Raw genomic sequence first — 26,514 nt, 5'->3', positions numbered from 1 at the left:
TAGATTATCGACGTATTTTACTCAACAGGACAACGCGGATATGAAGTATTTTGTCCCAATATTTTTATTAACACCTGTTCTGCTTGCGCAGATCGGCATCAATTCAATTACTTATTCTAAAGTTGTAACATTGATAGAATTCTTTTTTATATTTTATAGTGCTTACAAAATTTATAAAAACCTGTTTCACCCGAATGTGTTATTTTTACTTTCTTTTTTTGTCTTTCTTCTTGGGCGTATCTTGCTAAGTTTTTTTATCGGGGAGAGCTTTGCTAAAACCGAGTTTTTCACCAATTATATCTTTTCTGATGAGATTCAATTCAATATGCTGTACTCGTTGCAAATAGCACTGCTTGGTTTTTATCTTGGCGTTTTTCGGATAATGAATAATCGACACAAGATTGTGCCCATAATAGCTAAACAAAAACCAGATAAAGCCTTTAAATATTTAATTTTATTTATTTTTTGGGTATCATCTGCCGCAAAAATGTTTGTCATTTTAGTTTTCATTATGCAGGTATACACACAAGGATATTTATCTTTATACATCTCCCCCCCCCAATTACCCATTGTGGTAAGTTTGCTATCAAGTATGTATTTTTTAGCGTCTGCGGCTCTGTTTACTTTTTTAGACAATAGTGACGAAATCGGTAAATATAAGAAAATATTTTTATTCATTTTAATATTATCTCTATTTACGGGTTCAAGAGGCACTTTTGTAATAGATTTATTAACTTACATTTACTTCAACACAAGGAAAACTGTAAATAAAGTCAATATTGTCAAAACGGTATTTTTTGCAGCTATATGTATGGTTTTATTGCAAATTGTATCCTCTACTCGTGTAGGAAACACTGGCTTAAATTTTGGAAATTTATTAAGTTACTTTTTTTGGGATCAAGGAGGCTCAATAGATATTCAAGGATATACCATGGAGTATTTGTGGTATTTGCCGAAAAGTTTTTTATTGATTTTAAAGCCTATTTTAGATCCATATTTAACCTTATTGGGCTTAAATACTGTTCTTGATTTTGAAAATACCTCTACAGTGATGACAACGTATAGTTTAGGGCACATGTTATCTTTTCTAGTTGACCAAGGCAAGTTTGAGATGGGATATGGCCTGGGTTCTTGTTATATTTCTGAATTATATACGGTAGGCGGCTTTACTTTAGTTTTTGCTGGCAGTTATTTTTATTCAAGTTTTTTCTCTTTTCTCGCGAGGAAATCAATGAATAACAATATTACAGGTTTTTTACTTTTTATGATGATGCCATTCTATATATATGCACCGAGATGGAACTATCTTGGTTTTGCTTCAAATTTAAATTACCTCGTTAAGTACTCTTTTTTATTTATTATAGTATATTTTATTATTAAATATTTACTGTTTAACCGAGGTATCATCTATGAAAAAAAAGATATTATTTGTGATCAATAATTTAAAGGGCGGAGGAGCTGAAAGAGTTTTAGTAAACATACTAAACAATTTTCCGTTTGAAGAAGCTGATGTAGATCTACTGCTTTTCTGGAAAGATGGATTATTTTTAAATGAAATAACAGATGAAGTAAAAATAAAAAATATATTTAACACTATACCGAAGAATGATTTGTTGTTTCTTCTTGAACGAATTATTTTGCGCATGATTCTTTTATTTCCTGCTTTAATATATTTTTTCAAACTAAAAACAGAGTATGATCTAGAAGTTTCTTTCCTTGAAGGCTTACCAGCGGTTTTTATTGCGAAGAGCCCGGTCAAACAGTCAAAAAAGTTTGCTTGGATTCATACCAATGTTGTACATAATGCTACGCGAAATTTTAGGATGGAAGACGCTGCTTATAATAGAATGGATAAAATTATTTTTGTCTCTGATGAGATAAAAGAATTTTTTATGAAAAAGCACCCTCGCATCCCACAATCTTTGCTGACGACATTGTATAATCCAGTTGATACAAACCAAGTAATACAACAGTCTTCTGAACCTTGCCCCGTACGATTTGATGACACAAACTTTAATATAGTGTCCATGGGTCGATTAAGTTTTTCCAAGGGCTTTGATCGTCTTATAAATGTCGCTGATAAGTTAGTTAACGGTAAAGGATTGAATGACCTTAAATTCTACATACTAGGAGCCGGAGAGCTTGAAACTGAGCTACAAAACCTAATACGAGATAAGAGATTATCCTCTCATGTTATTCTTCTTGGATTTACCAGGAATCCTTTCCCATATTTAGTTCAAGCAAAGTTATTTTTTTTATCGTCCCGTTTTGAAGGATTCCCTATGGCGCTTTTAGAATCAAAAATACTGGCAATACCCTCCGTTTCCGCTTCCTGTTCCGGCGTTTCTGAAGCTATTAAAGATGCTTTCGACGGTTTTATTGTTTCGAATGAATCAGACCTGAAATTCATTGATGAAGCAGCAAACATGATATATTCTTTGTATAATGGAGACGAACTTAATAAAATAAAGAAGAACTTAGCAGACGAAGACAAATATAATTGTAATATTTATAAAATATATCAATGTCTTCTTAGTGTATAGCGAGGCGTTGTGTATAATTATATTTTGATAAGCCAATTTGGAATTGATACTCATTTCAAAAAATTACAAGACTCGGTAATTAATGCGAAGTTGAACAATATCAAGGTATTATTGATTTTTGTAAATCAAACATCTGATTTATATAAAAATACCAGTTTTGACAATGCTGACGTTGTGTATATTAATGTTAATAAGCAGTGTTCTTTGTCATGTGCAAGAAATATAGCTATACAGTATATTACAGATAATAGAATATCTGCCGATTACGTTATGATACCGGACGATGACTGCTGGTTTAATCCAGCCTTTTTTGAAGGCATATCATCATTGCCTAAAAACAATTATGCTTTTAGAGTTGTGGACCCATATAAAAAGAGTAATCACTTAAATTTTCCTGTTCACCCCAAAAAACTATCTAAATACGATTATGGTGTAATAATGAGCATCAATCAGATTTTTGTATTTGATCAGTTCATGCAGGAAGGTTTGTTTGATACGAAACTGGGCGTTGGTGCACTATACCCTGGCTCTGAAGATTCTGATTTTTTCTGTCGCATGTGTAAATATGATAACTTCTATTTTGTTCCTGAATTTGAAATATATCATTTAATGCACTTGTCAAAGTTTGCTGAAATTGATTTCATAAAACTTCTAAAACTGATTAATGGCTATGCCGATGGATTATATTATTTTGCCTATAAGAATCGTCTGTTCCATATTATTTTAAGAGCAACATTTGCAACACCACTAAAAGTTCCATATTACTATTTTAAGCATAACCATAAAATGGCTAAGATATATTTGTATAATACTTTTCACAATTTTTCATTGTTTGTCCGATGTTTAAAAAGAAGCTGGTGAAGCTGCATTTGTTCAATTACGGCAGAGGCAGGCATTTTGTAAGGCCATCATTATCAAAAAATGAAATTGTTTCGAACTATCTGAAGTCCAGAAAAGGGCATCACAAAATGAAAATTTGCATTATTACTATTGACCATGGGAAGCCTGCACTAACATCAAAGCTTTATTCCTCGATAGGTGATCAAATACAGCACAATGTCGAGATTCATTTCGTTGTTCTTGAAAACTCCGGAAAAGTGACTAAAGATGATTACCAATTTATGACTATGCCAAAAAGTGAGAACATTCCAACCGAAATTCATTTCCTTGAAAATGATGGATATTTTGGGACAGCATCTTCCTTTATCAAGGGATTCGAAATCAATCAATTTGATTGGATAGTTGTATGCAATAACGACTTATGGTTTGAAAAGGATTTTTTCTTAACGCTTGGTAAGCGGCAGAATGATATTTCAGATAAATATTTAATTTGTCCCGGCATTATTGAACAAAGCCGAAACATAAATCCGCTTAGTCGGAACAAATATCCGCTTTTTAACAAAGTATTTTGGGACTTTTATTATAGAAATCGCCTTTTTGCATTATTTTATGAGGCAATTCGGATTCCAATATCTAATTTTAAATTCTACTTACGATCCAACATTTCTAGTAATTCATCTATTGAGGGTGATATTTACTTGGGTCATGGGGCCATATACTTGATCAACCCGAAATTTATTAATGCGCTTGGCGGACTGCCATCTGAAACTTTTCTGTACCAGGAGGAGTCCGTGATTTGCGGTCATGCCCGAAATTTTGGACATTGGCCGTATTTTCTTCCAACTCTAAAAGTTCATCACGCTTCACATGCAACTCTTCAACATATAGCTTTCGATAGAGACTATCAGCTCCGTCGTGAATCTTGGTGGGCAACTCGGAAGTTCCTTTCATAGTTGTTTACGATTTAATTTGAGGTTATGGAGTGGTGCATAAATACTTGCTGCCATGTGACATAGTCTAGGAGATTGACTTTGAATATATTACCAAAAATATCGTTGATAACTGTAAGCTTTAATAGTGGCTCGACTATTGAGGATACTATTAAATCAGTAGCAAATCAAAATTATCCTAATATTGAATATATTGTCGTAGATGGCCTTTCTACAGATAACACTTTAGACATATTGAAAAGTTATCCAGATGTGGTAAGCAAAGTCATATCTGAAAAGGACTCTGGTATATATGACGCCATGAACAAGGGAATCATGCTGGCGACCGGTGATGTAGTCGGCATTCTCAATGCAGACGATTTTTATGTGGACGAAAATGTAATCACCAAGGTTGTGCAGGCCTTCGTTATTAATCCTATAGATGCTCTCATTGCTGATCTCGTGTATGTCCGACCTGAAAAATTGGATAAAATTGTCAGATATTATAGCAGCGCCAATTTTGCATTGGACAAATTTGAATCAGGATGGATGCCACCCCATCCCACTTTTTTTGTAAAGCGAAAATGTTATGACAATTTTGGTTTGTACAAAACCGACTATAAAATAGCTGCCGACTTTGAACTGCTTGCCAGATTCATGGTAAAAAATCATATTTCTTATCATTATTTACCGGAAGTAATCATCAAGATGAGGACGGGGGGCGCAAGCACAAAAAATCTGCGCAGCAACCTTATCCTTAATCGCGAAATAGTGCGCGCGTGCGCGGAAAACGACATAATGACAAATTATTTCAAGGTTTACTCCAAGTACCTTACCAAATTGTTTCAATTGGTGTGCAGACCCAGATGAGAGCCCTAGTTACCGGAGCCACCGGTTTTGTTGGTCGTTTCCTCTGCACACGACTGTTGGCAGCAGGCATCAGCGTACGCGGCACCCTGCTGGCAGGAGAAAATCCAATCTCTCTCGTTAGAGAAGTGGGGCCTGTTCCGATTGACCCATTGGGGCCTGGAACACCTTGGCAACACGCTGTCGGTGATATCGACACCATCATCCACTTGGCCGCACGCGTACACGTTATGGATGACCCAGCGGCAGACCCTCTGACCGAATTTCGTACAGTGAATACGGAGGGTACCAAACAACTGGCCCATGAAGCGGCCAAGGCTGGCGTGAAACGTCTGATCTTTGTCAGCTCTATCAAGGTAAACGGCGAAGAGTCACCTACCCCATACAGCGAAGATTCCTGCGTTCAACCAACCGATCCCTATGGCATCAGCAAGTGGGAGGCGGAGCAGGCACTCCGTCAAATTGCGGCAGAAACCGGCTTGCAGGTGGTCATCGTCAGGCCGACCTTGGTATATGGCCCGGGCGTGAAAGCCAATTTTCTCAGCATGATGAAGATAGTGAACCGTGGAATTCCACTTCCACTTGCCTCGATCAAAAACAAACGCAGCCTGCTCTATATCGGTAACCTAGTTGATGCCCTGGCTACGTGTGCTCTGCATCCTGCGGCCGCAGGGCAGACCTTTTTGGTGAGCGATGGCGAGGATGTCTCTACCCCGGAACTCATCCACCGCACCGCATCCGCCCTTGGGGTGCCAGCACGTTTGTTGCCGTTTCCTGCTTCTCTCATGCGTCTGGCCGGCAAGCTGACAGGTAAGAGTGCAGCGGTCAATCGACTAACGGGCTCGCTAACGGTAGACAGCTCTAAAATCCGGCGAGAACTGGGCTGGGTCCCTCCCTTTACGATGGAAGAAGGGCTTCGGGAGACGGCAGAGTGGTATAAGCAACAGATAAGAGGCAAGAGGTGAGCGGAGATAACGCCATAATAACGATTCCCGGCTGTGCCCTTTTCCTTGGACTCCTCGGTGCATGGCTCATGTCGCGTTATGCCTATCGCTTCGGCCTGCTGGACATCCCCAACAACCGAAGCTCCCATGAGCTTCCCACACCGCGTGGCGGCGGCATCGGCATCCTGGCTGCACTCATAGTATCGGCACTCTATCTACGAGTTCCAACATTCTTCTGGCTTCCGGCAACCCTACTTTCGCTGGCAAGCTTTTTTGATGACAGGCAGGGGCTATCGCCGCGAACACGTTTGATTCTGCAATTTGCAGCATCTCTCGCCGTGCTGTTTCCGCAGCTCCCTGCCTTTTCCTCCTCACCTGCCACCCCTTACCTGCTGTTACCCATTGCATGCCTATTTATGGCCGGTACCGCCAATTTCTATAATTTTATGGACGGCATCAATGGCATTGCCGGCATAACCGGCTTTGTGGGCTTTGCTCTTTTGGGCATATTTGCCGGTCTGACAACACAAGCAGAACCCTACCGCATGATGGCATTTTCTCTCAGTGCCGCCTGCCTCGGCTTCCTTCCGATGAATATGCCGAGGGCAAGGGTTTTCATGGGAGATGTGGGCAGCGTGCTACTCGGCTTTATGTTTGCTGCCTTTTGCATCTTGCTTTCAGCATCCTTTGGCGATTTCATCGTGCTTGCCGGGTGCCTGTTTCCCTTTTATGCCGACGCACTCACAACGTTGGCGGTTCGGTGGCGCGACGGGGACCGTCTTTCCCTGGCCCACCGCAGGCACCTCTATCAGTTGTTTGCAAACCAGATGAACATCCCTCACTGGCAGGTCGCCGCTGGCTATGGTATATTGCAACTTTTAGTTGGCTCCAGCATGTTGGCCCTGAGAAAAACCGGTTCTATTGCTACAATCCCTTTGGGGCTTGTCCTTTTTGGATGTTGGTGGTTGGTGATGTCACGGGTACGCACCCGTGTGGAGGTTAAATAGTATGTACAATAAGCGCAGAATAATTGTGTTCCTGTGCGACGTCTTTCTCGTCAGCGCCTCACTCTGCCTGGCATTCCTGCTCCGTTTCGATTTTTCCATTCCGCCTCAGGAATTCCACCTCTTCTGGGAGTGCCTGCTCGTCGTGCTGGTAGTCAAACCGCTGGTTTTCATCTCCATCGGTTTCTATAAGAGCATGTGGCGTTATGCATCCCTGCAGGATGGCATTGAAATATTCAAAGCAGCCACCCTCTCCTCCATTCTTTCGATATTTGCGATCGTTTTCTTCCGACAATTCACCCCAATCCCGCGCTCGATTTTCCTACTCGACTGGTTTCTGCTTTTTGCCTTTGTCGCCGCCAGCAGGCTGCTATGGCGCATCTATCGGGAAAGTTACGTCCTTGCCAAAAACTGCGAGGGGCCGCGCACCCTTATCGTTGGCGCCGGAGAGGCCGGCAGCATGCTGCTCAAGGAGATCCGTCGGCACCCCCACACGGCCTATAACGTGGTCGGCTTTGTTGACGATGCTCCCGAGAAGAAAGGCATGAAGCTACACGGCATCCCGGTGCTGGGAGCGACGAGACACCTTAAGGCTCTGATCCGCATGAATGATGTCGAGGACGTGATTATTGCCATGCCCTCGGCCGGCGGGAAGATAATCCGCGAGATCGTCAACTCGTACCAAAACGCCCATGTGACGTTCAGGACCCTGCCCAGCATTGGCGAGTTGATTGACGGAAAGCTTTCGGTATCCCAGATCAAGAAGGTGGATATCGAGGACCTGTTGGGGAGAGACCCGGTTGTGCTGGACAGGGGCCTCATCGGCAACTACCTGACCGGCAGGCACGTTCTGGTTACCGGTGCGGCCGGAAGTATCGGCAGCGAGATATGCCGTCAGGTAGCACACTTCAAGCCGGCCAAACTTATCATGCTCGAACAGGCGGAGACTCCGCTTTACAAGATTGAAATGGAGCTTGCCGCAAACTTTCCGGAACTGCGGTTACTTCCGCTTATTGCCGATGTTCGGGACCGGGAGAAGGTCGAGGCCATATTTGGGGAGTTTGCGCCCGACGTGGTGTTCCACGCCGCAGCGTACAAGCACGTGCCGATGATGGAATACAACCCGGCCCAAGGGGTCCTCAATAATATATTCGGTTCCAAGAATGTCGCCGACGCGGCCCACCAGCATAACGTCAAGAACTTTGTCATGATCTCCACCGACAAGGCGGTCAACCCGACCAATGTGATGGGTGCCACCAAGAGGGCTGCGGAGATCTACATCCAGGCGCTCTCCCGCATCAGCGCCACCAAGTTCACAACGGTCCGCTTCGGCAACGTGTTGGGGAGCAATGGGAGTGTTATTCCGCTCTTCAAGGAGCAGATTGCCAAAGGCGGCCCGGTGACCGTTACCGATAAGCGGGTGATTCGCTATTTTATGACCATCCCCGAAGCCAGTCAGCTTGTCCTGCAGGCCGGCAGCCTGGGGACCGGCAGCGAAATTTTGGTGTTGGACATGGGCGATCCGGTCCGCATCATTGACTTGGCCGAAGAGTTAATCCACTTGTCTGGGCTTACGCCGTACGAGGACATCGACATCGTATTTACCGGCTTGCGGCCGGGCGAAAAACTGTTTGAGGAACTGCTCTTGGATGGTGAGGGTATCATGCCGACCTCGCATGACAAAATCAAAGTGCTTGCGCCGGTGCAGATCGCCCTTGAACCGGTTGTAGAACAATTGGAAGCGCTCTATGCCGCAGCCCGTTCCAATGACGTCATTGCTTTAATGGAAGGGTTGAGACTGTTAATCCCCGAGTTCCGACCCACTTATTCGTTCCAAGGAGAGGCCCCAGCGGCATTTCAGAGGGTGCGCCCCGACCTGTTTGCATCCACCCTGACGAGGAACGCTAAAATTCTGCCCATCAGGAAGTCATAAAGGATTACCGTGCAAAAGTGTTTTGATGCCAAAAGCCGCCTCTTGGTGTGTATGCTCTCAGCGACGGCGATGTTCCTGTTAGTGCAATTGCCCGCGACAACCTGTCTGGCTGTTTCCTCCGCCAACATCCCCCTTGATAGCCCGATCTACCTCTACCTGGAAAAATTGGCCGGGTTCGGCCTGATCACCAGCGACGTGAAGGGGCTGAAACCCTTCAGCAAGGCCGAGGCTGCCCGCCAGATGCTGGAGGCGGAGACGAACCTGGAATCCGGCGGGACCGGGGTACCGGCCTTTGCCCGCGAACTGATCGACCGCACCCGCGAACTGCTCCCCCGCGAGGTTTCCCTGCAAAAGGCCCCCGAACGCAAACCGCAATTTTTGGACCTCAATCCGATCGCATCACTCCGGATGCGCTACCTGCACCTGAACGGGGCGCCACGCAACTATGTCCGGCCGGTGCACGATCCGGGCGATGACGGCGTGTTCGGGATCGGATCGGGCCTGCGCCCGGCGACACCTGGGTTAAACATACAGCAGGTGGGGAGCGAAGGGACGCCGCTGGCCGAGAACAATGACGGTGCGGTCTACCATCAGGGAAGCAACGCTGAGCTTCGCTGGGCGGCCGAGGGGTATGTCAGCGATAAGATGACCGGGCTGCTGGAACCGATGGTGCTTACCTCGGAAGCGGGCACCGCCATACGGCTCAACCGGGGCTATTTCAAGGTCGGTGGGGGCGCTTTGGAGTTGGAACTCGGCAAGGATGAGAACTGGCTGGGACTGGGCTACCGCGGTAATATCACCCTGACCAACAATGCGGAAAACCTCACCATTGCCAAGCTCTCCAGCCCGGAGCCGTTCCGCGCCGGCTGGCTTTCCTGGCTCGGCGACCTGAAATATGCCTTGATCCTTTCCCGATTGGACAAGACCGTCACCGATGGGCAGGAGCGCCGGCCCTGGTTCTATGCCATAAAGCTCAGTTCCAAACCGACCGATAACCTCGAAATCGGCTTAAACCTGGGCCGCATGCAGGGCGGCCCGGGGGTCAATAACAGCATCCGTGACTGGGTGAATGGCCTTGTCGGCGGCACGAGCGCGGACAATTCCAAGGCCAACGCGGGGTTCGAGGCGCGCTACCGCATCCCCTGGCTGCGCAACACCGAATTGTATGGTGAATTCTCCGGCTGTGACGCCGCCTCCGTCTGGCCCATCGTGGAGAGCTACGTCGCCGGCTTCTTCATCCCGCGCCTGACAGCCGAAGGGAGGGATGATTTCCGCTTCGAATTCTTCCAGGGCAACCAGATACTCTACACGAGCGGTACCTTCCCGGCAGGTTTTCTCTACAAGGGACTGCCGCTGGGCGACTCACAGGGGGGCGCCACCCAGGATTTCTTCTCCCGCTACAGTCACTGGTTCAGCACGCGCAACAATCTCGCCCTCGAATACATCTACACCAACCGCGGTATGATCGGACGCGTACAGGGCCAAGCCATCGAGCGCAAGCACGCCGGGCGCGCCTTCTGGACCCTGCCGGTCTATGGCGACGTGGACGCCCAGGTGGAGTACGGTGTCGAGAAGATCAGCAACCTGAATCTGGTTGACGGGGCGCAGCGGACGAACCAGCTGTTCAAAATGGAACTGCGCTATCGCTATTGATTCCGCCCATCACTCCGCCGCACGGAAAGCCCTCCACCATCCCCCGCATCATGAACTAGAGACAAATCGCGAATAATGTGATAGGATTCCGCTCCGGTCGAAAAAGCGTTCCCACGGCGGAAAGCGCTGAACCGTCGGGTAAATAGAAGCCACTGAAAGAGGAATCAATGATCAACGATCCCACCACGCCGCAAAACAAGATATCCGTCAACATCGAAGACGAAATGAAACGCTCCTACATGGATTACGCCATGTCGGTCATCATCGGCCGCGCGCTGCCTGACGTGCGCGACGGACTCAAGCCGGTCCACCGGCGCTGTCTGTACGCCATGTACGACATGGGCAACGAATATAACAAGCCGTACAAAAAATCGGCCCGCGTGGTCGGCGATGTTATCGGCAAGTATCACCCCCACGGCGACACGGCCGCCTACGACACCATCGTCCGCATGGCCCAGGATTTCTCGCTGCGCTACATGCTGGTCGAGGGCCAGGGCAACTTCGGTTCGGTGGACGGCGATTCCCCGGCGGCCATGCGCTACACCGAGATCCGTCTGCGCCAGCTGACCCACGAGCTCCTGGCCGACCTGGACAAAGAGACCGTCAACATGGCGCCCAACTACAACGACGAGTTGATGGAGCCGACGGTCCTTCCCTCCAAGTTCCCCAACCTGCTGGTCAACGGCTCCGCCGGCATCGCCGTCGGCATGGCCACCAACATACCGCCCCACAACCTGGTGGAGATCATCGACGGCATCATCGCCGTGATCCACAACCCGGAGACGAGCTTCGAGGAGCTGCTGGAGATGGTGCCCGGCCCCGACTTCCCCACCGGCGCGACCATCTACGGCCGCCAGGGGATCAGGGACGCCTACGCCACCGGCCGCGGCATCATCCAGATCCGCGCCAAGGCCCATGTGGAGGTCCAGAAAAAATCGGAACGCCAGTCGATCATCATCACCGAGATCCCCTACCAGGTCAACAAGTCCAAGCTGGTCTCCAGCATCGCCGACATGGTCAAGGAGAAGAAGATCGAGGGGATCACCGATCTCCGCGACGAATCGGACCGCGAGGGGATGCGGATCGTCATCGAGGTCAAACGGGACGAAAACGCCGAGGTGCTGCTGAACCAGCTCTACAAACACACCCAGTTGCAGACCTCCTTCGGCATCATCATGATCGCCATCGTCCACAACCGCCCCCGGGTGCTGACCCTGCGGGAGATGATGGACTGTTTCGTCGATCACCGCCGCGAGGTGGTCACCCGCCGCACCAACTTCGAGTTGAAGAAGGCCCTGGCCCGGGCTCATATCCTGGAAGGCCTCAAGATCGCCCTGGACTGGCTGGACGCGGTCATTGAGCTGATCCGCGAGTCCAAGACCCCGCCCGAGGCCAAGCAGGGGCTGATGGAGGGTCGGTTCGCCGACCCGGAATACCTGAAACGCCTCGACCTGCCCCGGCCGGCCGGCTACGAGAATGCGGTGCAGCTGAGCGATATCCAGGCCCAGGCCATCCTGGAGATGCGTCTGCAACGCCTGACCGGTCTGGAACGGGACAAAATCGTTTCCGAATACGAGGACGTGTTGGCCTTCATCACCCGCCTGCGGGAGATATTGGCATCCGACGCCGAGATCCTCAAGATCATCGTGGCCGAGCTGACCGAGATCCGCGACAAGTTCGGAGACAAGCGCCGCTCCGAGATCGTGGACAAGACCGCCGACATCTCCCTCGAAGACACCATCGAGGACGAGGAGATGGTGGTGACCATCTCCCATACCGGCTACATCAAGCGCAGCGCCGTGGACCTGTACCGCTCGCAGCGGCGCGGCGGCAAGGGCAAGACCGGCATGAAGACCAAGGAAGAGGATTTCGTCGAACAGCTCTTCATCGCCTCCACCAAGGACTACCTGCTCTGCTTTACCGATGCCGGCCGCATGTACTGGCTCAAGGTCTATGAGATCCCCGAGGGAAGCCGCACCACCAAGGGCAAGGCGGTGGTCAACCTGGTGAATGTGGCCATGGACGAAAAGATCACCACCATCCTGCCGGTCAAGGAGTTCAGCGAAGACACCTTCCTGTTCATGGCCACCCGTAACGGCGTGGTCAAGAAAACGCCGCTGATCGAATACTCCAACGTGCGCAGTGGCGGCATCATCGCCGTCAAGCTGGACGACGGCGACCGCCTGATCTCCGTGGCCCTGACCGACGGCAGCAAGGATGTCTTCCTGGCATCCAAGAACGGCAAGGCCATCCGCTTCAACGAAGGTGATGCCCGCTCCATGGGGCGCGTCACCCGGGGCGTGCGCGGCATGAACCTGTCCGACGACGACCGGGTGATCGGCATGGAGATCGTGGACAACACCGCCGTTGGCTCGACCATCTTCACGGTCTGCGAAAACGGCTACGGCAAGCGCACCGACTTGGACGAGTACCGCGACCAGAGCAGGGGCGGCAAGGGGATCATCACCATCAAGACCACCGAGCGCAACGGCAGCGTGGTCAACGTCATGCAGGTAGCCGACGACAACGACCTGATGGTCATCACCGACAACGGCAAGATCCTGCGGGTTCCGGTCTCCGGCTTCTCGGTGATCGGCCGCAACACCCAGGGGGTGCGCCTGATCACCACCGAGGAGAAGGAAAAGGTCGTGGCCGTGGCCAAGCTGGCCGAGAAGGAAGAGGACGATCTCGAGGACGGGACGGACGAGGCCGGCGAAGAAACCGAGTAACAATTGAAAAGCTGAAAAGCATTCACCACGGAGGGCACAGGGGACACGGATAAAAGGAAAAGGGAACGAACAAAGCGAGAACAATTCTTGTAGTAGGGAATTCCTCAGATGTTCCTCTGTTGCCTCTCTGCGCGCCGTGGTAAAATAAGAATATTATGACCAGAGCCTTGAAAATTGATAAATCCCTGCGGGAACGGCGGCGCATCATACGCCTTCTGGATTTTCTCAAACGGGACGACCTGACCGGCGACCAGATGGAGCGCATCGGCCGACGCCTGCAGAAATCGGGCAAACGCGCGCTCAACCCGCTGGTCCGCAAACTGTGGCAGGAGCACAACGGCACCGCCATCTACCGCTACACCTGCATGCTGGATTTTTTCGACGCATCGGCCTGGATGGATCAGTTGATCCAGATCACCATCCAGCGCAAGGACCTGGAAGAGGACGGCAAGCTGGCCCTTCTGGACCTGCTGCACGACAGCGGCATCGACGTCACCGCCCCCCCCTTCGCATCCCTGACCGGATACGGCGCCGCATCACTGGACGGGTTCATCGACGATTGCCTCAAGGACGGCGAGCGGGGGCTGGTGCGCTTCATCGACAACTTCCTGGATGTCACCGATGATTTCCGCGAACGGATGATCCACCGGTTGGCCGAACTCAACTCCCCCGACGCCGTGGCCCTGCTCGAGATCCTGCTCTCCTTCGAACGGCCCGAGATCGTACGGGAGGCCATCCTGGCGCTGGGACGGATCAAGAGCGGTTGTGCGCTGGACGTGCTGACCAGAGCCGAGCGGCGCCACGAAGGCGACGTGGCCGACCTGATCCGGCGCAGCATCCGGCGGCTCTCCTTCCTGGGCATCAAGGAGCCGACGGAACTGCCGCAACCGTTCCCCATGCCGCTGCCGTTCCACGATGTCCAGGCCGGCCCCATCGACTTCTATGGCGCGCGGTCGCTCTGGTTCGCCTGGAAGCTGGACGATTCCGCCTTCGCCGCCCTGCTCATCCTGACGGGCGAGTCCGACGGGCTCCTGAACGCGGTCAGCTATCGCATGCGGGACGAAAAGGAATACAACCTCGTACTCAAGGACCTGATCAACGGCGAGATGCTGCTCCCGGTCGATCCCGGCTACGCCCTGGCCTCCCTGCGGGAAGCCCTCCACCGCAGCCGCGAACAGGGTTTCTACCTGCCGCCCGATTTTTACGTGGACATGCGCCTGTTCCGGCCCGATTCCCTCAAACCCGAAGCCTACATCCCCCGTTTCAGCCTGAACCACCTGGACGGCATCGTCGAGAAGATCCCCGGCTACGTCATGACCAGCAACGAACTGCTGGACGACCCGAGCCTGGAAGGGTGGATCCTGTCCGAACCGGCCGTCTACGACGCCGCCGAGCGTTTCATGGCTCTGGAGGAGAAGGACGGCGTGGAGGGTGTGACGGCAGAGGCTCTGGAGGCCGAGATCAACCTGTTCTGCGACGAGATGGTCATTCCGCGTCGCGCCGAGATCATCAAGCGGTTGCTCTTGACCGCCGACTACATGCAACAGACCGGCAGCGAGGACGACGCGGTCCAACGCACCCTGGCCACGGCCTTAAGCCTGGTGGGAGGCTTCCTGCCCGAGAGCCGCCATCCCTTTATCCGGCGCCTGGTGCTGGATAGCGTGGATACGGCCCGCCAGGCCCTGGCAGAAGGGTACGACTTGCGACTGGAGGAAGGCTATACCAACGATGAAGAGTAAGAGCGAGCAGATAGCCGTCATCGGCGGCGGGAGTTGGGGAACGGCGCTGGCCAACCGCCTGGCGGCCAACGACCACGATGTCCTCCTGTGGGCCTATGAGGAGGAGCTGGTCCGGGAGATCAACACCGCCCACACCAACTCCCTGTACCTTTCCGGCATTCCGTTGCAGCCGAAGCTGGTTGCAACCGGGGATCTCCGCGGGGCCATCGACGGCCGCGGCATCATCCTGCTGGTGACCCCCGTGCAGGTCATGCGGGGGGTGCTGAAACAGATCGCCCCCGCTATCGGCGGCGGGACCGTTATCGCCAACGCCTCCAAGGGGATCGAGCTGGAGACACTCCAGACCGTCTCCCAGATCTGCGGCCAACTGCTGCCGCCGGAAGCGGCCGAGGGCTATGTGGCCCTGTCGGGGCCGACCTTTGCCCGGGAGGTGGCCCAGGAACTCCCGTCGCTGATCGTAGCCGCATCCCGCGTCGAGGCCAACGCCCGGCGCATGCAGGCGGCCTTCAGCAGCCCCCAGTTCCGGGTCTATACCAACAACGACGTGACCGGTGTGGAGCTGGGCGGAGCGGTCAAGAACGTGATCGCCATTGCCGCCGGCATCTGCGACGGCCTCGGCTTCGGCCATAATGCCCGCGCCGCCCTGATCACCCGCGGCCTGGCGGAGATGAACCGGCTGGGGCGCGCCATGGGGGCGCAGCCGGCAACCTTCGCCGGCCTGGCCGGCATGGGCGACCTGGTCCTGACCTGCACCGGCGACCTCTCCCGCAACCGCACCGTCGGCTTCAAGCTCGGCCAGGGGATGCGACTGGCCGACATCCTGGGGGAGATGCGCATGGTGGCTGAAGGGGTCAAGACGGCGGAATCGGTCCACCAACTCGCCCTGCGCCTGGGGGTGGAGATGCCGATCGTCGAGAAGACCTACCAGATCCTCCACGAGGACAAACCGGCCCGCGAGGCGGTTACGGAACTGATGGCGCGGGATCTGAAGGCTGAATAAACCTAAAAAGTTGTTGAAAAACAGCCATCAGGCCTTCGTCCTCGAAAGCCCTTTTGTGCGGCGTAGCGCTGCTACGCCTCCGCAGAGCTTTCTGCGGGTGCGACGATCTGACTATTTTTGAACAACCTGAGTTTTTCAAATATCTGTTAAAGGCAGGGATTCATGCGCATAGGGCACGGTTATGACGTCCACCGCCTGGTGGAGGGAAGAAAACTGATCATGGGGGGGGTGGAGATCCCCTGGGAGAAGGGGCTTCTGGGGCATTCCGATGCCGACGTCCTGCTGCACGCCATCGCCGACGCCATTCTGGGCGCCATCGGCGAGGGTGATATCGGCAAACACTTTCCGGACACCGACCCGGCCTTCGAGGGGGCGGACAGCCTCAAACTGCTGGCACACGTCATGACGGTCACCGACCGCCGCGGCTACCGGCTCGGCAACCTGGACGCCACCATCATCGCCCAGCGGCCCAAGATGGCGCCCCACATCCCTGGGATGCGGGAGAACATCGCCCGCGTGCTCCACGCCGACCGGGATCAGATCAATGTCAAGGCCACCACCGAGGAGGGCCTCGGCTTCACCGGAACCGGCGAGGGGATCTCCGCCCACGCCGTGGCGCTGCTGGAGCGCAAAGTGTAATCCTGAATCCGTGGCGCTGACAGCCTTCGTGGCCGGAAGAGCCGGAGCCCGCACGCCGCCCGTGTCGCAGCAAGCCACTCACCACGCCGGTCCTCCGTCGGACGGTCGGTTGTCTGCCTTTATGCAGAGGCAGAGGCCTTTCGGACAAACGGAGGCATGGAAGCGTCACGGATTCAGGGTAATGTCAACCCACCCGTTATCAATAGAAAAGGTTTCCCCATGAGAAGCTTTGAGAGCATAGCCGCAAAAGTCCGCGCCGACCAGCGCATCAGCGCCGATGAGGCGCTGTTCCTCTTCAACTCCAACGACCTCTTGGCCATCGGAGAACTGGCGGCCCTGGCCAACGAACGCAAGAACGGCAAAAACGTCTTCTTCAACGTCAACCGCCACATCAACCCGACCAACATCTGCGTCAACCGTTGCGCTTTCTGTGCCTTCTCCCGTACGCCGGGGGACGAGGGGGCCTATACCCTGGCCCTGGAGGACATGTGCCGCAAGGCCAAGCAGGCCGAAGAAGAAGGCGCCACCGAGGTGCATATCGTCGGCGGGCTCCACCCCGATCTCCCCTTCGAACACTACGAGCGCGTGCTGAACGCCATCCGCCAGGTCGCGCCAACCCTGCACATCAAGGCCTTTACCGCCGTGGAGATCGACTATTTCGGACGCATCTCCGGGCTGACCATCGAGCAGGTCTTCGAGCGGCTCAAGGCCGCCGGACTCGGCTCCATGCCGGGGGGCGGCGCCGAAATCCTGGTGGAGGAGGTCCGCCAGAAGATCTGCCCGGAAAAGATCTCCGGGGCTCGCTGGCTGGAGATCATCCGCCTGGCCCACGAGGCCGGGCTGAAGACCAACGCCACCATGCTCTACGGCCATGTGGAAGGGCCGGCCGACCGGGTCCGGCACATGGAACTCCTGCGGGAGTTGCAGGACCGGACCGGAGGCTTCCAGGCCTTCATCCCCCTGGCCTTTCAACCGGAGAATTCGGACCTGAAACTGAACATCAAGGGGACCTCGGGACTGGATGACCTGAAGACCCTGGCCGTTGCCCGCATCTTCCTGGACAACTTCAACCACATCAAGGCCTACTGGGTCATGCTGGGGGAAAAGATCGCCCAGGTCGCACTGGCCTTCGGGGTCAACGACCTGGACGGCACCGTGGTGGAGGAGAAGATCGGCCACGACGCCGGGGCCCGGAGCCCCCAGTCCCTGACCAAGGAGGGCATCATCCGCATGATCGGCAAGGCCGGCCGGACCCCCGTGGAACGGGATACCCTGTACCGACCGCTCAACAGCTACCTGAATCCGTGATGCCGGAATGCCGCAGTGACCGGAAGAGCCGGAGCCCGCACGTCGCCCGTGTTATATGTCGGTCCTCCGCCGACGTGTCGCTCTCTTCTGAAAGGGAAAGGCTGAGGCCTTCCGGACAAACGGAGGCAGGGAGGCGTCACGGATTCAGGAGCATTTGATGGTCCGCTTCACCCCGTCCCTTGACCCCGGGGTTGCCGATTGCCGTCTCGAAAGGCTCATCCCGTCCCAGCTCGACCCCGTCCCTATCCAGCCCGACCTGGAGCGGCTCCGGCGCATGTCCCTTGCCTGTGCCGCATTCTGTCCGCCCCCCTGGCCAGCCCCCGGCCTCTGCCCGACCCCCGAAATCCATTACCAGAGCGAACTCTGGTTCCCCCTGGCCTTTGTGCGGCCGATCTTCAACCGCTTCCAGCGGGCCGCCCTCAGCTGCCCGACGCCGCCTGCCGCCGGGGTTTTCCGCGACGCGCTCAGTTGGGCCGGCGTGGCGGCTCTCCTGCCGGCGCTCCTCTCCGCCTGCACGACCCCGGCCCGTCTGCTGCAACGGCTGGTGGCGGATAGTGAGGCGCGCAGGAACTACCTCTTCTGGTCCGGCATGCCGAAACGGTTCTACGGGGGGGCCATGGACCGCTACCCGGAGCAGACCGCCGTTATCCGGCGCTGGCTGGAACAACGCCCGACAGGGGAGCAACCGGTGCGCTGCCTGGATGCCGCCTGCGGCGACGGCGCCGCTACCTATGGCCTGGCGCGGCTGTTGCTTGAATACGGCGTGACGCCGGAAGGCTTTCGGGTTGAGGGGTGGACCGTGGATCCGTTGGAGGTGTGGGCCGCGGCCCATGCCGCTTTTCCCCACGACCCGATGCGGCAGGGCACCTTCCGGGAGTGGGCGGCACCGGTATTCGCCGGCGGTGCGGAGCAGTGCCTCTCCTTCCGGCAGGCCGACCTTCTGGCCCTGCCGCCGGAGCGGCAACGCTTCGAGCTCATCCTCTGCAACGGGCTCCTGGGGGGACCGATCATCAACCAACCGGGGGAGATCAGGCAGGTTGTGGAAAACCTGGCGCACCTGCTCGGGCCGGGCGGAGTTCTGCTGGCGGCGGACAGCTTCCACGGGGGGTGGAAACAGAAATGCCCGCACCATGAAGTGCAGGCATTGTTTACCTCGGCAGGACTTGCCCCGTTTGCAGCCGGCGCGGGGGTCGGCGGCTTGAAACGGTAATGTTCAATTGCGGTTCCGTTCGCCCTTCTGGTTCTTGCGCGCCTCCCAATCGGCGACGAGCTTCCGGAACGTTTCCCGCTGGTCCGGCCGCAACACCGCCTCTATGCGCCCTTGCCCCCTCGTGAGCAGGACCTCGATTTGGGGACGAATCTGTTTTTTCAGCGCGCCGATCCCCTCATGGGTTTCATGGGTGATGGCCTTGACCTGCTCCTGCTGGCGGCTGTCCAGGCTAAGCATCTTGGTGAGCCGCTCTACGATGACCTCTTCCCGTATCTTGTGAGTGCCGATGACGGATTGTTCAAAATGGGCTTTCTGAACCAGATAGGTGACCACAGCCCCACCCGCGGCACCGAGGAGGAACACCACCAGGATTCCCGCTATCGCCTTGAAATTCTTCATATCATTCCCCCGTCAGGATGTTCTGCGCCAGATACTCTTCCTGACTGGAACTGATGGCCGCAAACAGGTCGCCGGAGGGCGACGGCCCGAAGTTGGTGCCGTACACCGCGATGACGGCCACCAGAACGGCGAACAGCGGCACCATGCGCCACATCACCGCATACCACGGGATCACCTCCCTGCGCCGTTCCCCCAACCTGGCCATCAGCCTGGTTTCGAAATGATCTTCCAAAACAGAGGTATCCACCGGTACGGTACGCGCCGCCGCAAAAAGCCGGTCCAATCTTTCATCCTCGTTATGGTTCATCGCTTTCCTCCAGTACCCGCTTCAACACCTGACGCGCCCGATGGGCGCGAACCTTCACGTTTGCTTCGCTCCACCCCGTCAATGCCGAAATCTCCCGTACCGAATGCCCCTCCAACTCCAGCAGGGTAATGACGATCCGCTCTTCCGCCTTGAGACGCGTGAACGCCCACTTCAGAAGATCACGGGCCTCGCGCGCCTCGTGACGCGCCTCGGCGGCAGCGTCCCGCACCTCGAAGACATAGTCGTCGAAACCGCTTTGCCCCTTCTCACGCCGCCGGCGGCGGAGCGCATCGTGGCTGGCCCGCACGGCAATGCGCGTCAACCAGTGCTCAAAGGGGGCATCGTGCCGGAACGACGCCAGGTTTTCGAAGGCCTTGATGAATACCTCCTGGCAAATGTCTTCCAACTCGTCGTTGTCACGGGCAAAACGCGCAGCCAGTCCGAAGATGCGCCGCTTGTAGCGGGTGACCAACAGTGCATAGGCCCCATCGTCGCCCGCAAGGGTGGCGCTGATCAGGCTCTCGTCGGAATGCTGCTCTGGCACATTGGTCACAATTGTCGAAATATCCCTGGTCATTGCACGCGGTACGATACGAAGTTGTGTGGGGGACGTCTCCCTTTCGCACCATCCCGGCTCGGTTGTGCCCGTTTTCTGCACATTAGACGGCGGGGACAAGGAAAAGGTTACACCATGGGGCCAAATAGGCAAAGCCACCAGAATGCGGTGGCTTTGCTCGATGGGGGTGACGTCAGACGCTCTGCGCGGTCGGCATCAGAACCTGATCAGCAGGCCGCCCCAAGAGAGGCCGCCGCCAAAGCCCATGGTCAGGACCAGATTGCCCGGCTTGATGGTGCCGTTGCGCAGGTTTTCGTCGAGTACCAGGGCCACCGAGGCGGCCGAGGTATTGCCGCACCGGTCCAGGTTCAGGAGAAAACGTTCCTTGGGATAGCCGCATTTCTTGGCGATGAAATCGATCATGCGCACGTTGGCCTGGTGCGGGATGATGTAGTCGATATCCGAGACCTGGATGCCGCCCCTCTTGCAGATCTCCACGATAATCTCGGGGATCACCTCGGTGGCGAAGATATAGACCTGCTTGCCGGCCATCTTGAAGGTATTCTCGTGGGCGGCGATGGTCTCGGCGGTGACCGGTTTGCGCGAACCGGAGGAGGGAACCTGGATCAGCGGCCAGCCGCTGCCGTCGCTGCGCATGTAGGTGCAGAGCACCCCCTTGTCCTCTTCGGTGGCCCTCAGGATCGCCGCCCCGGCGCCATCGCCGAACAGCGGGCAGGAGGACTTGTCCTCGAAATCGAGGATCTTGGAGTAGGTGTCCGCGCCGATGGCCATCACCGTCTTGTACTTGCCGCACTTGATGAAATTATCGGCCACTTCCAGGGCATAGACAAAACTGCTGCACACCGAATTGACATCAAAGGCGAAGGCATTGACGGCACCGATGTTGTGCTGGACGATACAGGCCGTTGCCGGCAGGATCATGTCCGGCGTCGAGGTGCCCACCACAAGACAGTCTATCTCGGAGGCGTCGATACCGGCCGCCTCCAGGGCCTGCCGGGCGGCAATGGTCGCCAGGTCGGAGGTCGCCTGATCCTCTCGGGCGAACCGGCGCTCACGGATGCCGGTGCGGGAGAACACCCATTCGTCGGCGTTCGGCACCAGATCCTCGAAAAACTCGTTTTTAACCACCCGTTCCGGTGAATACGCCCCGCTGCCGATGACCTGCGCATGAATCATGATATCCCCGATGTCGCACGTGCCGTGCATTTGCTCTCGTAATAAGTAAATCTACTCGAATTTCTCACAAAATAACGTTGTTTGTCAATCGGAATGTTGTATAAACGACACACTCAGGAAGCAGGGGCATCACGCAATCATTCCCCGACGCGGCAGCGCAGGACATCGGCAACGGAAAAGGCCCACACCAAGGCAAATGCGACCAATAATCCCTTTCCGAAACCGGAGACCCCCTTCAAGGCCGTCATGGCTTCGCCGGGCGAGACCGTAACCGCGCCGGCGGTCACCTTGGCGGCAATCACCGGCCCGAGCCCCTTCAACACCACGAACAACGCCAAGAGCAGGAGCAGGTTGAGCACCATGATGATGGCGATGCCCGCCACCTTGCGGCCGAGGTAGAGTTGCCCCAGGCCGGGCAGGACAAGGGCGGAGAGGAGCAACGCGGTCCGTTTGCGCGTCATGGGGCGGTCCCCGCGGCGGATGCGGCGAGCAGGGCCGTCATGTCGTCGTGGACCAGGCCGTTGCTGGCCAGGATGCGGTCATTGAAGACGTCATAGGCCGAGCCGTCGAAGGTGGTCACCATCCCCCCGGCTTCGCGGACCAGCAGGACCCCGGCGGTCACGTCCCACGGTTTGAGCTTCAGTTCCCAGAAACCGTCCAGACGGCCCGCGGCGACAAAGGCCAGGTCCAGGGCGGCGGCGCCGGCCCGGCGGATGCCGCGGGCCGCTTTCTGGAAGGCGATGAAGCTGCCGAAGTTGTTGGCCGGATCGGTGGCGCAGTCATAGGGGAAGCCGGTGCCCAGCAGGGTGTTTTTGAGGGGAGCGTTGGCGGAAACCCGCAAACGGCGGCCGTTCATGTAGGCACCGCCCCCCTTTGCGGCCGTGAAGAGTTCGTCGGACAGGGGGTTATAGATCACGCCCGCCGCCAACTCCCCCTCCGCCTCCAGGGCGATGGAGACGCAGAACCAGGGGAAGCCGTGGGCGTAGTTGGTCGTACCGTCCAGGGGATCGATGATCCAGCGGAACCCGGGGTCCCCCGGCGGATACTCCCCCTCTTCCGCAATAATGGTGTGGCCCGGAAAACGGGTCAGGAGGTGTTCCACGATCAGCCGTTCAGACTCCCGATCCACCTCGGTCACCAGGTTCTTGTCGCCCTTCAGGTCGATCTTCAGACGCGACGCGAAACGGTGGCGCTGGAAACTTCCCGCCGCCATGGCCGCCGTTACGGCGCTCTCAAGGTATTCCCGGTACTCGTTCATCGTCACCCCTCGCCATAAAAAGAAGGCGGCCTGGATGCGCCGCCTTTACCGGAGCTGTTTATACCAGACTCACAGCCCCCTGACAAGTATCTGTCTTTCTGCTTTGACATTACACGTACTTTAAGGCATATTCTAGCCCGTTTATCTTATCAAATCATGCCGACCGGGCACCATACGGAGCGATCAGACGTGGTACTTTTTGCAAACATACTCCTGGCCCTGGCCAAGATCGTGGAACTGGGCAACGGCCTTTTGACCATCTACAAGTACATCCTGCTGGCCAGCGTGATCATCTCGTGGGTGAATGCCGATCCTTACAACCCGATCGTCAACTTCATCTACCGCGTCACCGACCCGCTCCTGCGCAGGATCAGACGCCACATGCCCGACACCGGCATGCTCGACCTGTCCCCCCTGGTAGCCTTTGCCCTGATCTACGTACTGCAGATCGTGGTATTGGATACCGCCTACCAGTACCTCATGACGGCCAGCATGTCACTCAAATTGAGAGGTTAACCAGCGATGAAGATCACCCCGCTCGATATCCAGCAGCAGCAGTTCAAAGGCAAGATGCTGGGAGGCCTGGATCCGGAAGATGTGGACGCCTTCCTGCAATCCGTCGCCTCGGAAATGGAAAACCTGCTCCGCGAAAATAACGAACTGAAAGAGCAGCAGGCCCGTCATAACCGGGAGATGGCCGAGATGGGCGAGAAGGAAAAGGACCTCCGCGAAACCATGCTGGCCGCCCAACGGATCACCGAGGAGATGAAGGCCAATGCCCAGAAAGAGGCGTCGCTGCTCGTTTCCGAAGCCGAACTCAGGGCCGAACGGATCGTGATGGATGCCGAACGCCAGTTGGGCGATCTCAAGGCCCGCATCGAAGAGGTCCGCCGCCAGAAAGTCCAGTTCGAGATCAGCCTCAAAGCCCTTCTGGACAGCTACGCCCGTCAACTCTCCGGCGATGAGCAAAGCTGACCCGCCCCTCTGTGCTGATACGGACGGAGGCATCATCCTTACCCTTCACATCCAGCCACGGGCATCCAAGAACGAGGTGTGCGGCATCCAGGACAATGCCCTGAAGATCCGCCTGACCTCGCCGCCGGTGGATGGCGCAGCCAACAAGCTGTGCCGGGAATTTCTGGCCGAACGTTTTGATGTCGCCAAATCGGCGGTGGAGATCGTCTCGGGAGAAACCTCGCGGCGCAAACGCGTCAAAATCTGCGGCAAGGATCCCGCATTACTGAGAAGAACGCTGGAAGCGTTGATCACCCCGTAACGCTGACCAAACAATACGTATCGGCCCTTACGGATTATGCCTGTTCCCCACCTATCTGTCAGATGGCTGAATTAAACAACGAAAGGAAAGACACACATGGCACAGGCAAAAAACGGCGACAAGGTTCGCGTGCATTATACCGGCACGCTTGAGGATGGCTCCATATTCGACAGTTCGGAAAAGGGTGCCGACGAATGCAGCGACGATTCATGCGGATGCGGCGGCCAGGCCGGCGCACCGATGGAATTCGTCATCGGCGAGGGGCACCTGATCCCAAAATTCGAAGCGGCCGTAATCGGCCTCGAACCGGGCCAGAGGGTTCAGGTTTCCATAGCCTCCGAGGAGGCCTATGGCCCCCGCGCCGAAGAGATGGTAGCCGTGATCGAACGGAGCGAGATTCCGGGCGACATCAACCCGGAACCGGGCCAGCAGATGGAGGTCATCCTCCAGGACGGCTCGGCAATGCCGGTCATGGTAACCGAGGTGACCGACACCACCGTCACCCTCGATGCCAACCACCCGCTGGCCGGACAGGATCTGACCTTCGACATCAAACTGGTGGAGATACTCTAACGGTTCCGGGGCAAGCGCCTCACCGAAAAACAGAAGGGCCGCGGAATTGCTCCACGGCCCTTTTTCTTTCATCCCGCCACGCGGTGAGCGCTAGGGTTGTTTTCCCGTAGCCACCGTGGAACCGGCCGGCTGTACGCCGTAGTCCCTGGCATCCGCTGGCGGCTTGGCGATCACGATCACAAAGGGGATCGCTTTCCCCGGCTGCACCTCCAGATTGTCCAGCGAATCGCCGAACTGGTTGGCCATGGCAGCCTCTATCTTGTCCAGCGGCATACCGGCCAACTGTTCCCTGGTCAAGGGGTTTCCGCAGAAGGCGCTCTTGCTTGCCAGCACCTGTCCATTCGGACCGTAGATCATTCCCTTGACCTGGATGGCGGCCCGCGGCCCCCCAAATTCGTTGACCGCCTCGCCGCTGATCACGACAAGCTCCCCGGCGGCGCTGTTCTTGACAAAAGCGGCATTTATCCCGCGTACCGAAATCCGTCCGCTCTCCTTTGCCACCTTCTCCACGCCGAACATCGAGTACCCGGCATAGCCCAACAGCGCCACAACAGCCACGACAAGCGCGGCGGCCACCCCCATGAAGACGGGGCTCTGTTTGCGGCGCGAGGAGATGGAAAGCGGCGGCAGCTCTTCCTGCTGTGTGGTAAAGAAGGCCGCGGCGTCAGGCCCCTCCCCGACATCGGAGCCCTTCTTTTCCTGCGCTTCCGCCAGGGGGGCAAAGAGCAGTTCCTGGGCGGGCTTGAGTTCCTCGGGGTTGACGTGCTGCACGGCTACGGAGGTCAACTCGTCGCCGAAGTCGATTTCCCCCAGGCTGAAGGGTTCGTCGGCCTGGGCTGCAGCGATACCGCTCACGGCCCCTTCCCCTCCCGGCGCCTCTTCAGACGCCCCCAGGGAATCGGCAAACGCATCGGCCGAAAAATCGAAGGAGATCGGTTCGGCAGGCTCTTCGGGCACAGGGGGTGCGACCGCATCGCCGAACAGATTTTCATCACCGAAATCGAAACCGGAGGCATCCGGGGCGGGGGCAGCGGAATGGCGGCCTTCTCCGCTGAAATCCGGGGCCGGCGATGCACTCACCGGCTCCTTGGCTGCTGCAACATCGCCGAAATCGAAATCGGAAAAATCTGCCTCGTTGGCGGGAGCCGGTGCTTCCTCATGGCCTGCAGAAGCACCCGGCGTCTCATCGGAAAAGGAAAAGCCGAAATCAGCCTCCCCCGTCGGAGCCGGGGGAGGCTCTACCGCCGGCGAAGCGAATGAAACGTCATCACCCAGACTCCCTGCGGCAAACGGATGGCTCGACAGCGCCTCACTCTGGGCAACGGCGTCATGAGCCGGAGCGTCATCCGGGCCAGGCGCAGACGGCAGCCCAAAGCCGGCCGGGGTTTCGCCCGGGGACTCCAGATCCTGCTGCTTCGTGACGGTGAATACGTGCCGGCACTTGGCGCAGCGGACCTTGACGCCCTTGTCCTTGATCTTGGCATCATCGAGCCTGAATTTCGTGGAGCACTGTTCACACTGGATAATCATCTGCGACTCCCCGCTGAATAAGTGGTGGCACAGTACTTAAACACTTGAACCGTCTATGGTCTATATCAAAAAGGGGTAGC

At 55.4% G+C, this 26,514-nt stretch carries 26 protein-coding genes; 19 read left to right on the top strand and 7 right to left on the bottom strand.

Annotation, left to right across the window (positions count from 1 at the left end; genetic code table 11):
* The first annotated feature begins 40 nt into the window (after positions 1–40).
* The 15 genes from wzy (at position 41) to F6V25_RS09280 (ending at position 19,338) form a co-directional block, all read left to right on the top strand.
* On the top strand, positions 41–1,441 hold the full coding sequence (gene wzy, locus F6V25_RS09350; protein WP_151128331.1) for an O-antigen polysaccharide polymerase Wzy: 1,401 nt from the start codon (positions 41–43) through the stop codon (positions 1,439–1,441).
* The gene (locus F6V25_RS09345; protein ID WP_151128330.1) at positions 1,410–2,543 is read left to right on the top strand and encodes a glycosyltransferase; all 1,134 of its coding nucleotides are present in this window, start codon (positions 1,410–1,412) and stop codon (positions 2,541–2,543) included. The genes wzy and F6V25_RS09345 overlap by 32 nt, the downstream gene beginning before the upstream one ends.
* A gap of 9 nt (positions 2,544–2,552) precedes the next feature.
* Positions 2,553–3,404, top strand: a complete 852-nt coding sequence (locus tag F6V25_RS09340) for a glycosyltransferase family 2 protein (RefSeq protein WP_151128329.1) — start codon at positions 2,553–2,555, stop codon at positions 3,402–3,404.
* Between the two features lie 107 nt (positions 3,405–3,511).
* Entirely contained in the window at positions 3,512–4,336 is an 825-nt protein-coding gene (locus tag F6V25_RS09335) for a glycosyltransferase family 2 protein (protein WP_151128328.1), read from the top strand.
* A 78-nt stretch (positions 4,337–4,414) separates the two neighbouring features.
* Complete coding sequence (locus F6V25_RS09330) at positions 4,415–5,182, top strand: glycosyltransferase family 2 protein (RefSeq protein WP_151128327.1); 768 nt, start codon at positions 4,415–4,417, stop codon at positions 5,180–5,182.
* Positions 5,092–6,144 (top strand): UDP-glucose 4-epimerase family protein, encoded by a 1,053-nt coding sequence (locus tag F6V25_RS09325; protein WP_246167012.1) that lies wholly within the window; start codon positions 5,092–5,094, stop codon positions 6,142–6,144. Before F6V25_RS09330 ends, F6V25_RS09325 begins: the two co-directional genes overlap by 91 nt.
* Positions 6,141–7,130 carry an MraY family glycosyltransferase gene (locus F6V25_RS09320; RefSeq protein ID WP_151128325.1) on the top strand — a complete coding sequence of 330 codons (990 nt, stop codon included), beginning with the start codon at positions 6,141–6,143 and terminating at the stop codon, positions 7,128–7,130. The genes F6V25_RS09325 and F6V25_RS09320 overlap by 4 nt, the downstream gene beginning before the upstream one ends.
* 1 nt (position 7,131) lies before the next feature.
* Positions 7,132–9,060: a polysaccharide biosynthesis protein gene (locus F6V25_RS09315; RefSeq protein WP_151128324.1), complete on the top strand. Its 1,929-nt coding sequence runs from the start codon at positions 7,132–7,134 to the stop codon at positions 9,058–9,060.
* A 69-nt stretch (positions 9,061–9,129) separates the two neighbouring features.
* A complete protein-coding gene (locus F6V25_RS09310) occupies positions 9,130–10,713 on the top strand; it encodes a capsule assembly Wzi family protein (RefSeq protein ID WP_246167011.1) in 1,584 nt (527 codons plus the stop codon).
* A 167-nt stretch (positions 10,714–10,880) separates the two neighbouring features.
* Positions 10,881–13,442 carry a DNA gyrase subunit A gene (gyrA, locus tag F6V25_RS09305; protein WP_151128322.1) on the top strand — a complete coding sequence of 854 codons (2,562 nt, stop codon included), beginning with the start codon at positions 10,881–10,883 and terminating at the stop codon, positions 13,440–13,442.
* 167 nt (positions 13,443–13,609) lie between these two features.
* On the top strand, positions 13,610–15,181 hold the full coding sequence (locus F6V25_RS09300) for a HEAT repeat domain-containing protein (protein ID WP_191966147.1): 1,572 nt from the start codon (positions 13,610–13,612) through the stop codon (positions 15,179–15,181).
* On the top strand, positions 15,171–16,181 hold the full coding sequence (locus F6V25_RS09295; RefSeq protein WP_151128320.1) for an NAD(P)H-dependent glycerol-3-phosphate dehydrogenase: 1,011 nt from the start codon (positions 15,171–15,173) through the stop codon (positions 16,179–16,181). The genes F6V25_RS09300 and F6V25_RS09295 overlap by 11 nt, the downstream gene beginning before the upstream one ends.
* A 162-nt stretch (positions 16,182–16,343) precedes the next feature.
* Complete coding sequence (ispF, locus tag F6V25_RS09290) at positions 16,344–16,820, top strand: 2-C-methyl-D-erythritol 2,4-cyclodiphosphate synthase (RefSeq protein ID WP_151128319.1); 477 nt, start codon at positions 16,344–16,346, stop codon at positions 16,818–16,820.
* 219 nt (positions 16,821–17,039) lie between these two features.
* Positions 17,040–18,128, top strand: coding sequence for an aminofutalosine synthase MqnE (mqnE, locus tag F6V25_RS09285; RefSeq protein ID WP_151128318.1), 1,089 nt, complete (start codon positions 17,040–17,042; stop codon positions 18,126–18,128).
* A gap of 157 nt (positions 18,129–18,285) precedes the next feature.
* Positions 18,286–19,338, top strand: coding sequence for a class I SAM-dependent methyltransferase (locus F6V25_RS09280; protein WP_151128317.1), 1,053 nt, complete (start codon positions 18,286–18,288; stop codon positions 19,336–19,338).
* A gap of 3 nt (positions 19,339–19,341) precedes the next feature.
* Here F6V25_RS09280 and F6V25_RS09275 read toward each other — a convergent pair whose 3' ends face one another.
* From F6V25_RS09275 to F6V25_RS09250, 6 genes are all read right to left on the bottom strand, one after another.
* Positions 19,342–19,737 carry a hypothetical protein gene (locus tag F6V25_RS09275; protein ID WP_151128316.1) on the bottom strand — a complete coding sequence of 132 codons (396 nt, stop codon included), beginning with the start codon at positions 19,735–19,737 and terminating at the stop codon, positions 19,342–19,344.
* A 1-nt stretch (position 19,738) separates the two neighbouring features.
* Entirely contained in the window at positions 19,739–20,044 is a 306-nt protein-coding gene (locus F6V25_RS09270; RefSeq protein ID WP_151128315.1) for a hypothetical protein, read from the bottom strand.
* Positions 20,034–20,597 (bottom strand): RNA polymerase sigma factor, encoded by a 564-nt coding sequence (locus tag F6V25_RS09265; RefSeq protein ID WP_151128314.1) that lies wholly within the window; start codon positions 20,595–20,597, stop codon positions 20,034–20,036. Before F6V25_RS09265 ends, F6V25_RS09270 begins: the two co-directional genes overlap by 11 nt.
* Positions 20,598–20,816: 219 nt before the next feature.
* Positions 20,817–21,797 (bottom strand): beta-ketoacyl-ACP synthase III, encoded by a 981-nt coding sequence (locus F6V25_RS09260; RefSeq protein WP_151128313.1) that lies wholly within the window; start codon positions 21,795–21,797, stop codon positions 20,817–20,819.
* A 137-nt stretch (positions 21,798–21,934) separates the two neighbouring features.
* Complete coding sequence (locus F6V25_RS09255; RefSeq protein WP_151128312.1) at positions 21,935–22,258, bottom strand: hypothetical protein; 324 nt, start codon at positions 22,256–22,258, stop codon at positions 21,935–21,937.
* Positions 22,255–23,055: an inositol monophosphatase family protein gene (locus F6V25_RS09250; RefSeq protein WP_151128311.1), complete on the bottom strand. Its 801-nt coding sequence runs from the start codon at positions 23,053–23,055 to the stop codon at positions 22,255–22,257. Before F6V25_RS09250 ends, F6V25_RS09255 begins: the two co-directional genes overlap by 4 nt.
* Before the next feature lie 189 nt (positions 23,056–23,244).
* On the opposite strand from F6V25_RS09250, the gene F6V25_RS09245 reads away from it, so the two are divergent.
* The 4 genes from F6V25_RS09245 (at position 23,245) to F6V25_RS09230 (ending at position 24,904) form a co-directional block, all read left to right on the top strand.
* Positions 23,245–23,571 (top strand): YggT family protein, encoded by a 327-nt coding sequence (locus tag F6V25_RS09245; protein ID WP_149307620.1) that lies wholly within the window; start codon positions 23,245–23,247, stop codon positions 23,569–23,571.
* 6 nt (positions 23,572–23,577) lie between these two features.
* Positions 23,578–24,030 carry a DivIVA domain-containing protein gene (locus F6V25_RS09240; RefSeq protein ID WP_151128310.1) on the top strand — a complete coding sequence of 151 codons (453 nt, stop codon included), beginning with the start codon at positions 23,578–23,580 and terminating at the stop codon, positions 24,028–24,030.
* The gene (locus F6V25_RS09235) at positions 24,017–24,331 is read left to right on the top strand and encodes a DUF167 domain-containing protein (RefSeq protein ID WP_151128309.1); all 315 of its coding nucleotides are present in this window, start codon (positions 24,017–24,019) and stop codon (positions 24,329–24,331) included. Before F6V25_RS09240 ends, F6V25_RS09235 begins: the two co-directional genes overlap by 14 nt.
* 96 nt (positions 24,332–24,427) lie before the next feature.
* Positions 24,428–24,904, top strand: coding sequence for an FKBP-type peptidyl-prolyl cis-trans isomerase (locus F6V25_RS09230; protein WP_149307623.1), 477 nt, complete (start codon positions 24,428–24,430; stop codon positions 24,902–24,904).
* A gap of 90 nt (positions 24,905–24,994) precedes the next feature.
* Here F6V25_RS09230 and F6V25_RS09225 read toward each other — a convergent pair whose 3' ends face one another.
* Complete coding sequence (locus tag F6V25_RS09225) at positions 24,995–26,434, bottom strand: DUF3426 domain-containing protein (protein WP_151128480.1); 1,440 nt, start codon at positions 26,432–26,434, stop codon at positions 24,995–24,997.
* Positions 26,435–26,514 lie beyond the last annotated feature (80 nt).

The sequence above is a fragment of the Oryzomonas japonica genome, from assembly GCF_008802365.1.
Taxonomy (GTDB): domain Bacteria; phylum Desulfobacterota; class Desulfuromonadia; order Geobacterales; family Pseudopelobacteraceae; genus Oryzomonas; species Oryzomonas japonica.
This window is presented reverse-complemented; position numbering and strand designations above follow the sequence as displayed.

Coding starts and splice junctions, on each gene's coding strand:
- wzy (WP_151128331.1), top strand. CDS start 41: ATGAAGTATTTTGTCCCAATATTTTTATTAACACCTGTTCTGCTTGCG.
- F6V25_RS09345 (WP_151128330.1), top strand. CDS start 1,410: ATGAAAAAAAAGATATTATTTGTGATCAATAATTTAAAGGGCGGAGGA.
- F6V25_RS09335 (WP_151128328.1), top strand. CDS start 3,512: ATGAAAATTTGCATTATTACTATTGACCATGGGAAGCCTGCACTAACA.
- F6V25_RS09315 (WP_151128324.1), top strand. CDS start 7,132: ATGTACAATAAGCGCAGAATAATTGTGTTCCTGTGCGACGTCTTTCTC.
- F6V25_RS09310 (WP_246167011.1), top strand. CDS start 9,130: ATGTTCCTGTTAGTGCAATTGCCCGCGACAACCTGTCTGGCTGTTTCC.
- gyrA (WP_151128322.1), top strand. CDS start 10,881: ATGATCAACGATCCCACCACGCCGCAAAACAAGATATCCGTCAACATC.
- F6V25_RS09295 (WP_151128320.1), top strand. CDS start 15,171: ATGAAGAGTAAGAGCGAGCAGATAGCCGTCATCGGCGGCGGGAGTTGG.
- ispF (WP_151128319.1), top strand. CDS start 16,344: ATGCGCATAGGGCACGGTTATGACGTCCACCGCCTGGTGGAGGGAAGA.
- mqnE (WP_151128318.1), top strand. CDS start 17,040: ATGAGAAGCTTTGAGAGCATAGCCGCAAAAGTCCGCGCCGACCAGCGC.
- F6V25_RS09280 (WP_151128317.1), top strand. CDS start 18,286: ATGGTCCGCTTCACCCCGTCCCTTGACCCCGGGGTTGCCGATTGCCGT.
- F6V25_RS09275 (WP_151128316.1), bottom strand. CDS start 19,737: ATGAAGAATTTCAAGGCGATAGCGGGAATCCTGGTGGTGTTCCTCCTC.
- F6V25_RS09270 (WP_151128315.1), bottom strand. CDS start 20,044: ATGAACCATAACGAGGATGAAAGATTGGACCGGCTTTTTGCGGCGGCG.
- F6V25_RS09260 (WP_151128313.1), bottom strand. CDS start 21,797: ATGATTCATGCGCAGGTCATCGGCAGCGGGGCGTATTCACCGGAACGG.
- F6V25_RS09255 (WP_151128312.1), bottom strand. CDS start 22,258: ATGACGCGCAAACGGACCGCGTTGCTCCTCTCCGCCCTTGTCCTGCCC.
- F6V25_RS09250 (WP_151128311.1), bottom strand. CDS start 23,055: ATGAACGAGTACCGGGAATACCTTGAGAGCGCCGTAACGGCGGCCATG.
- F6V25_RS09240 (WP_151128310.1), top strand. CDS start 23,578: ATGAAGATCACCCCGCTCGATATCCAGCAGCAGCAGTTCAAAGGCAAG.
- F6V25_RS09235 (WP_151128309.1), top strand. CDS start 24,017: ATGAGCAAAGCTGACCCGCCCCTCTGTGCTGATACGGACGGAGGCATC.
- F6V25_RS09230 (WP_149307623.1), top strand. CDS start 24,428: ATGGCACAGGCAAAAAACGGCGACAAGGTTCGCGTGCATTATACCGGC.
- F6V25_RS09225 (WP_151128480.1), bottom strand. CDS start 26,434: ATGATTATCCAGTGTGAACAGTGCTCCACGAAATTCAGGCTCGATGAT.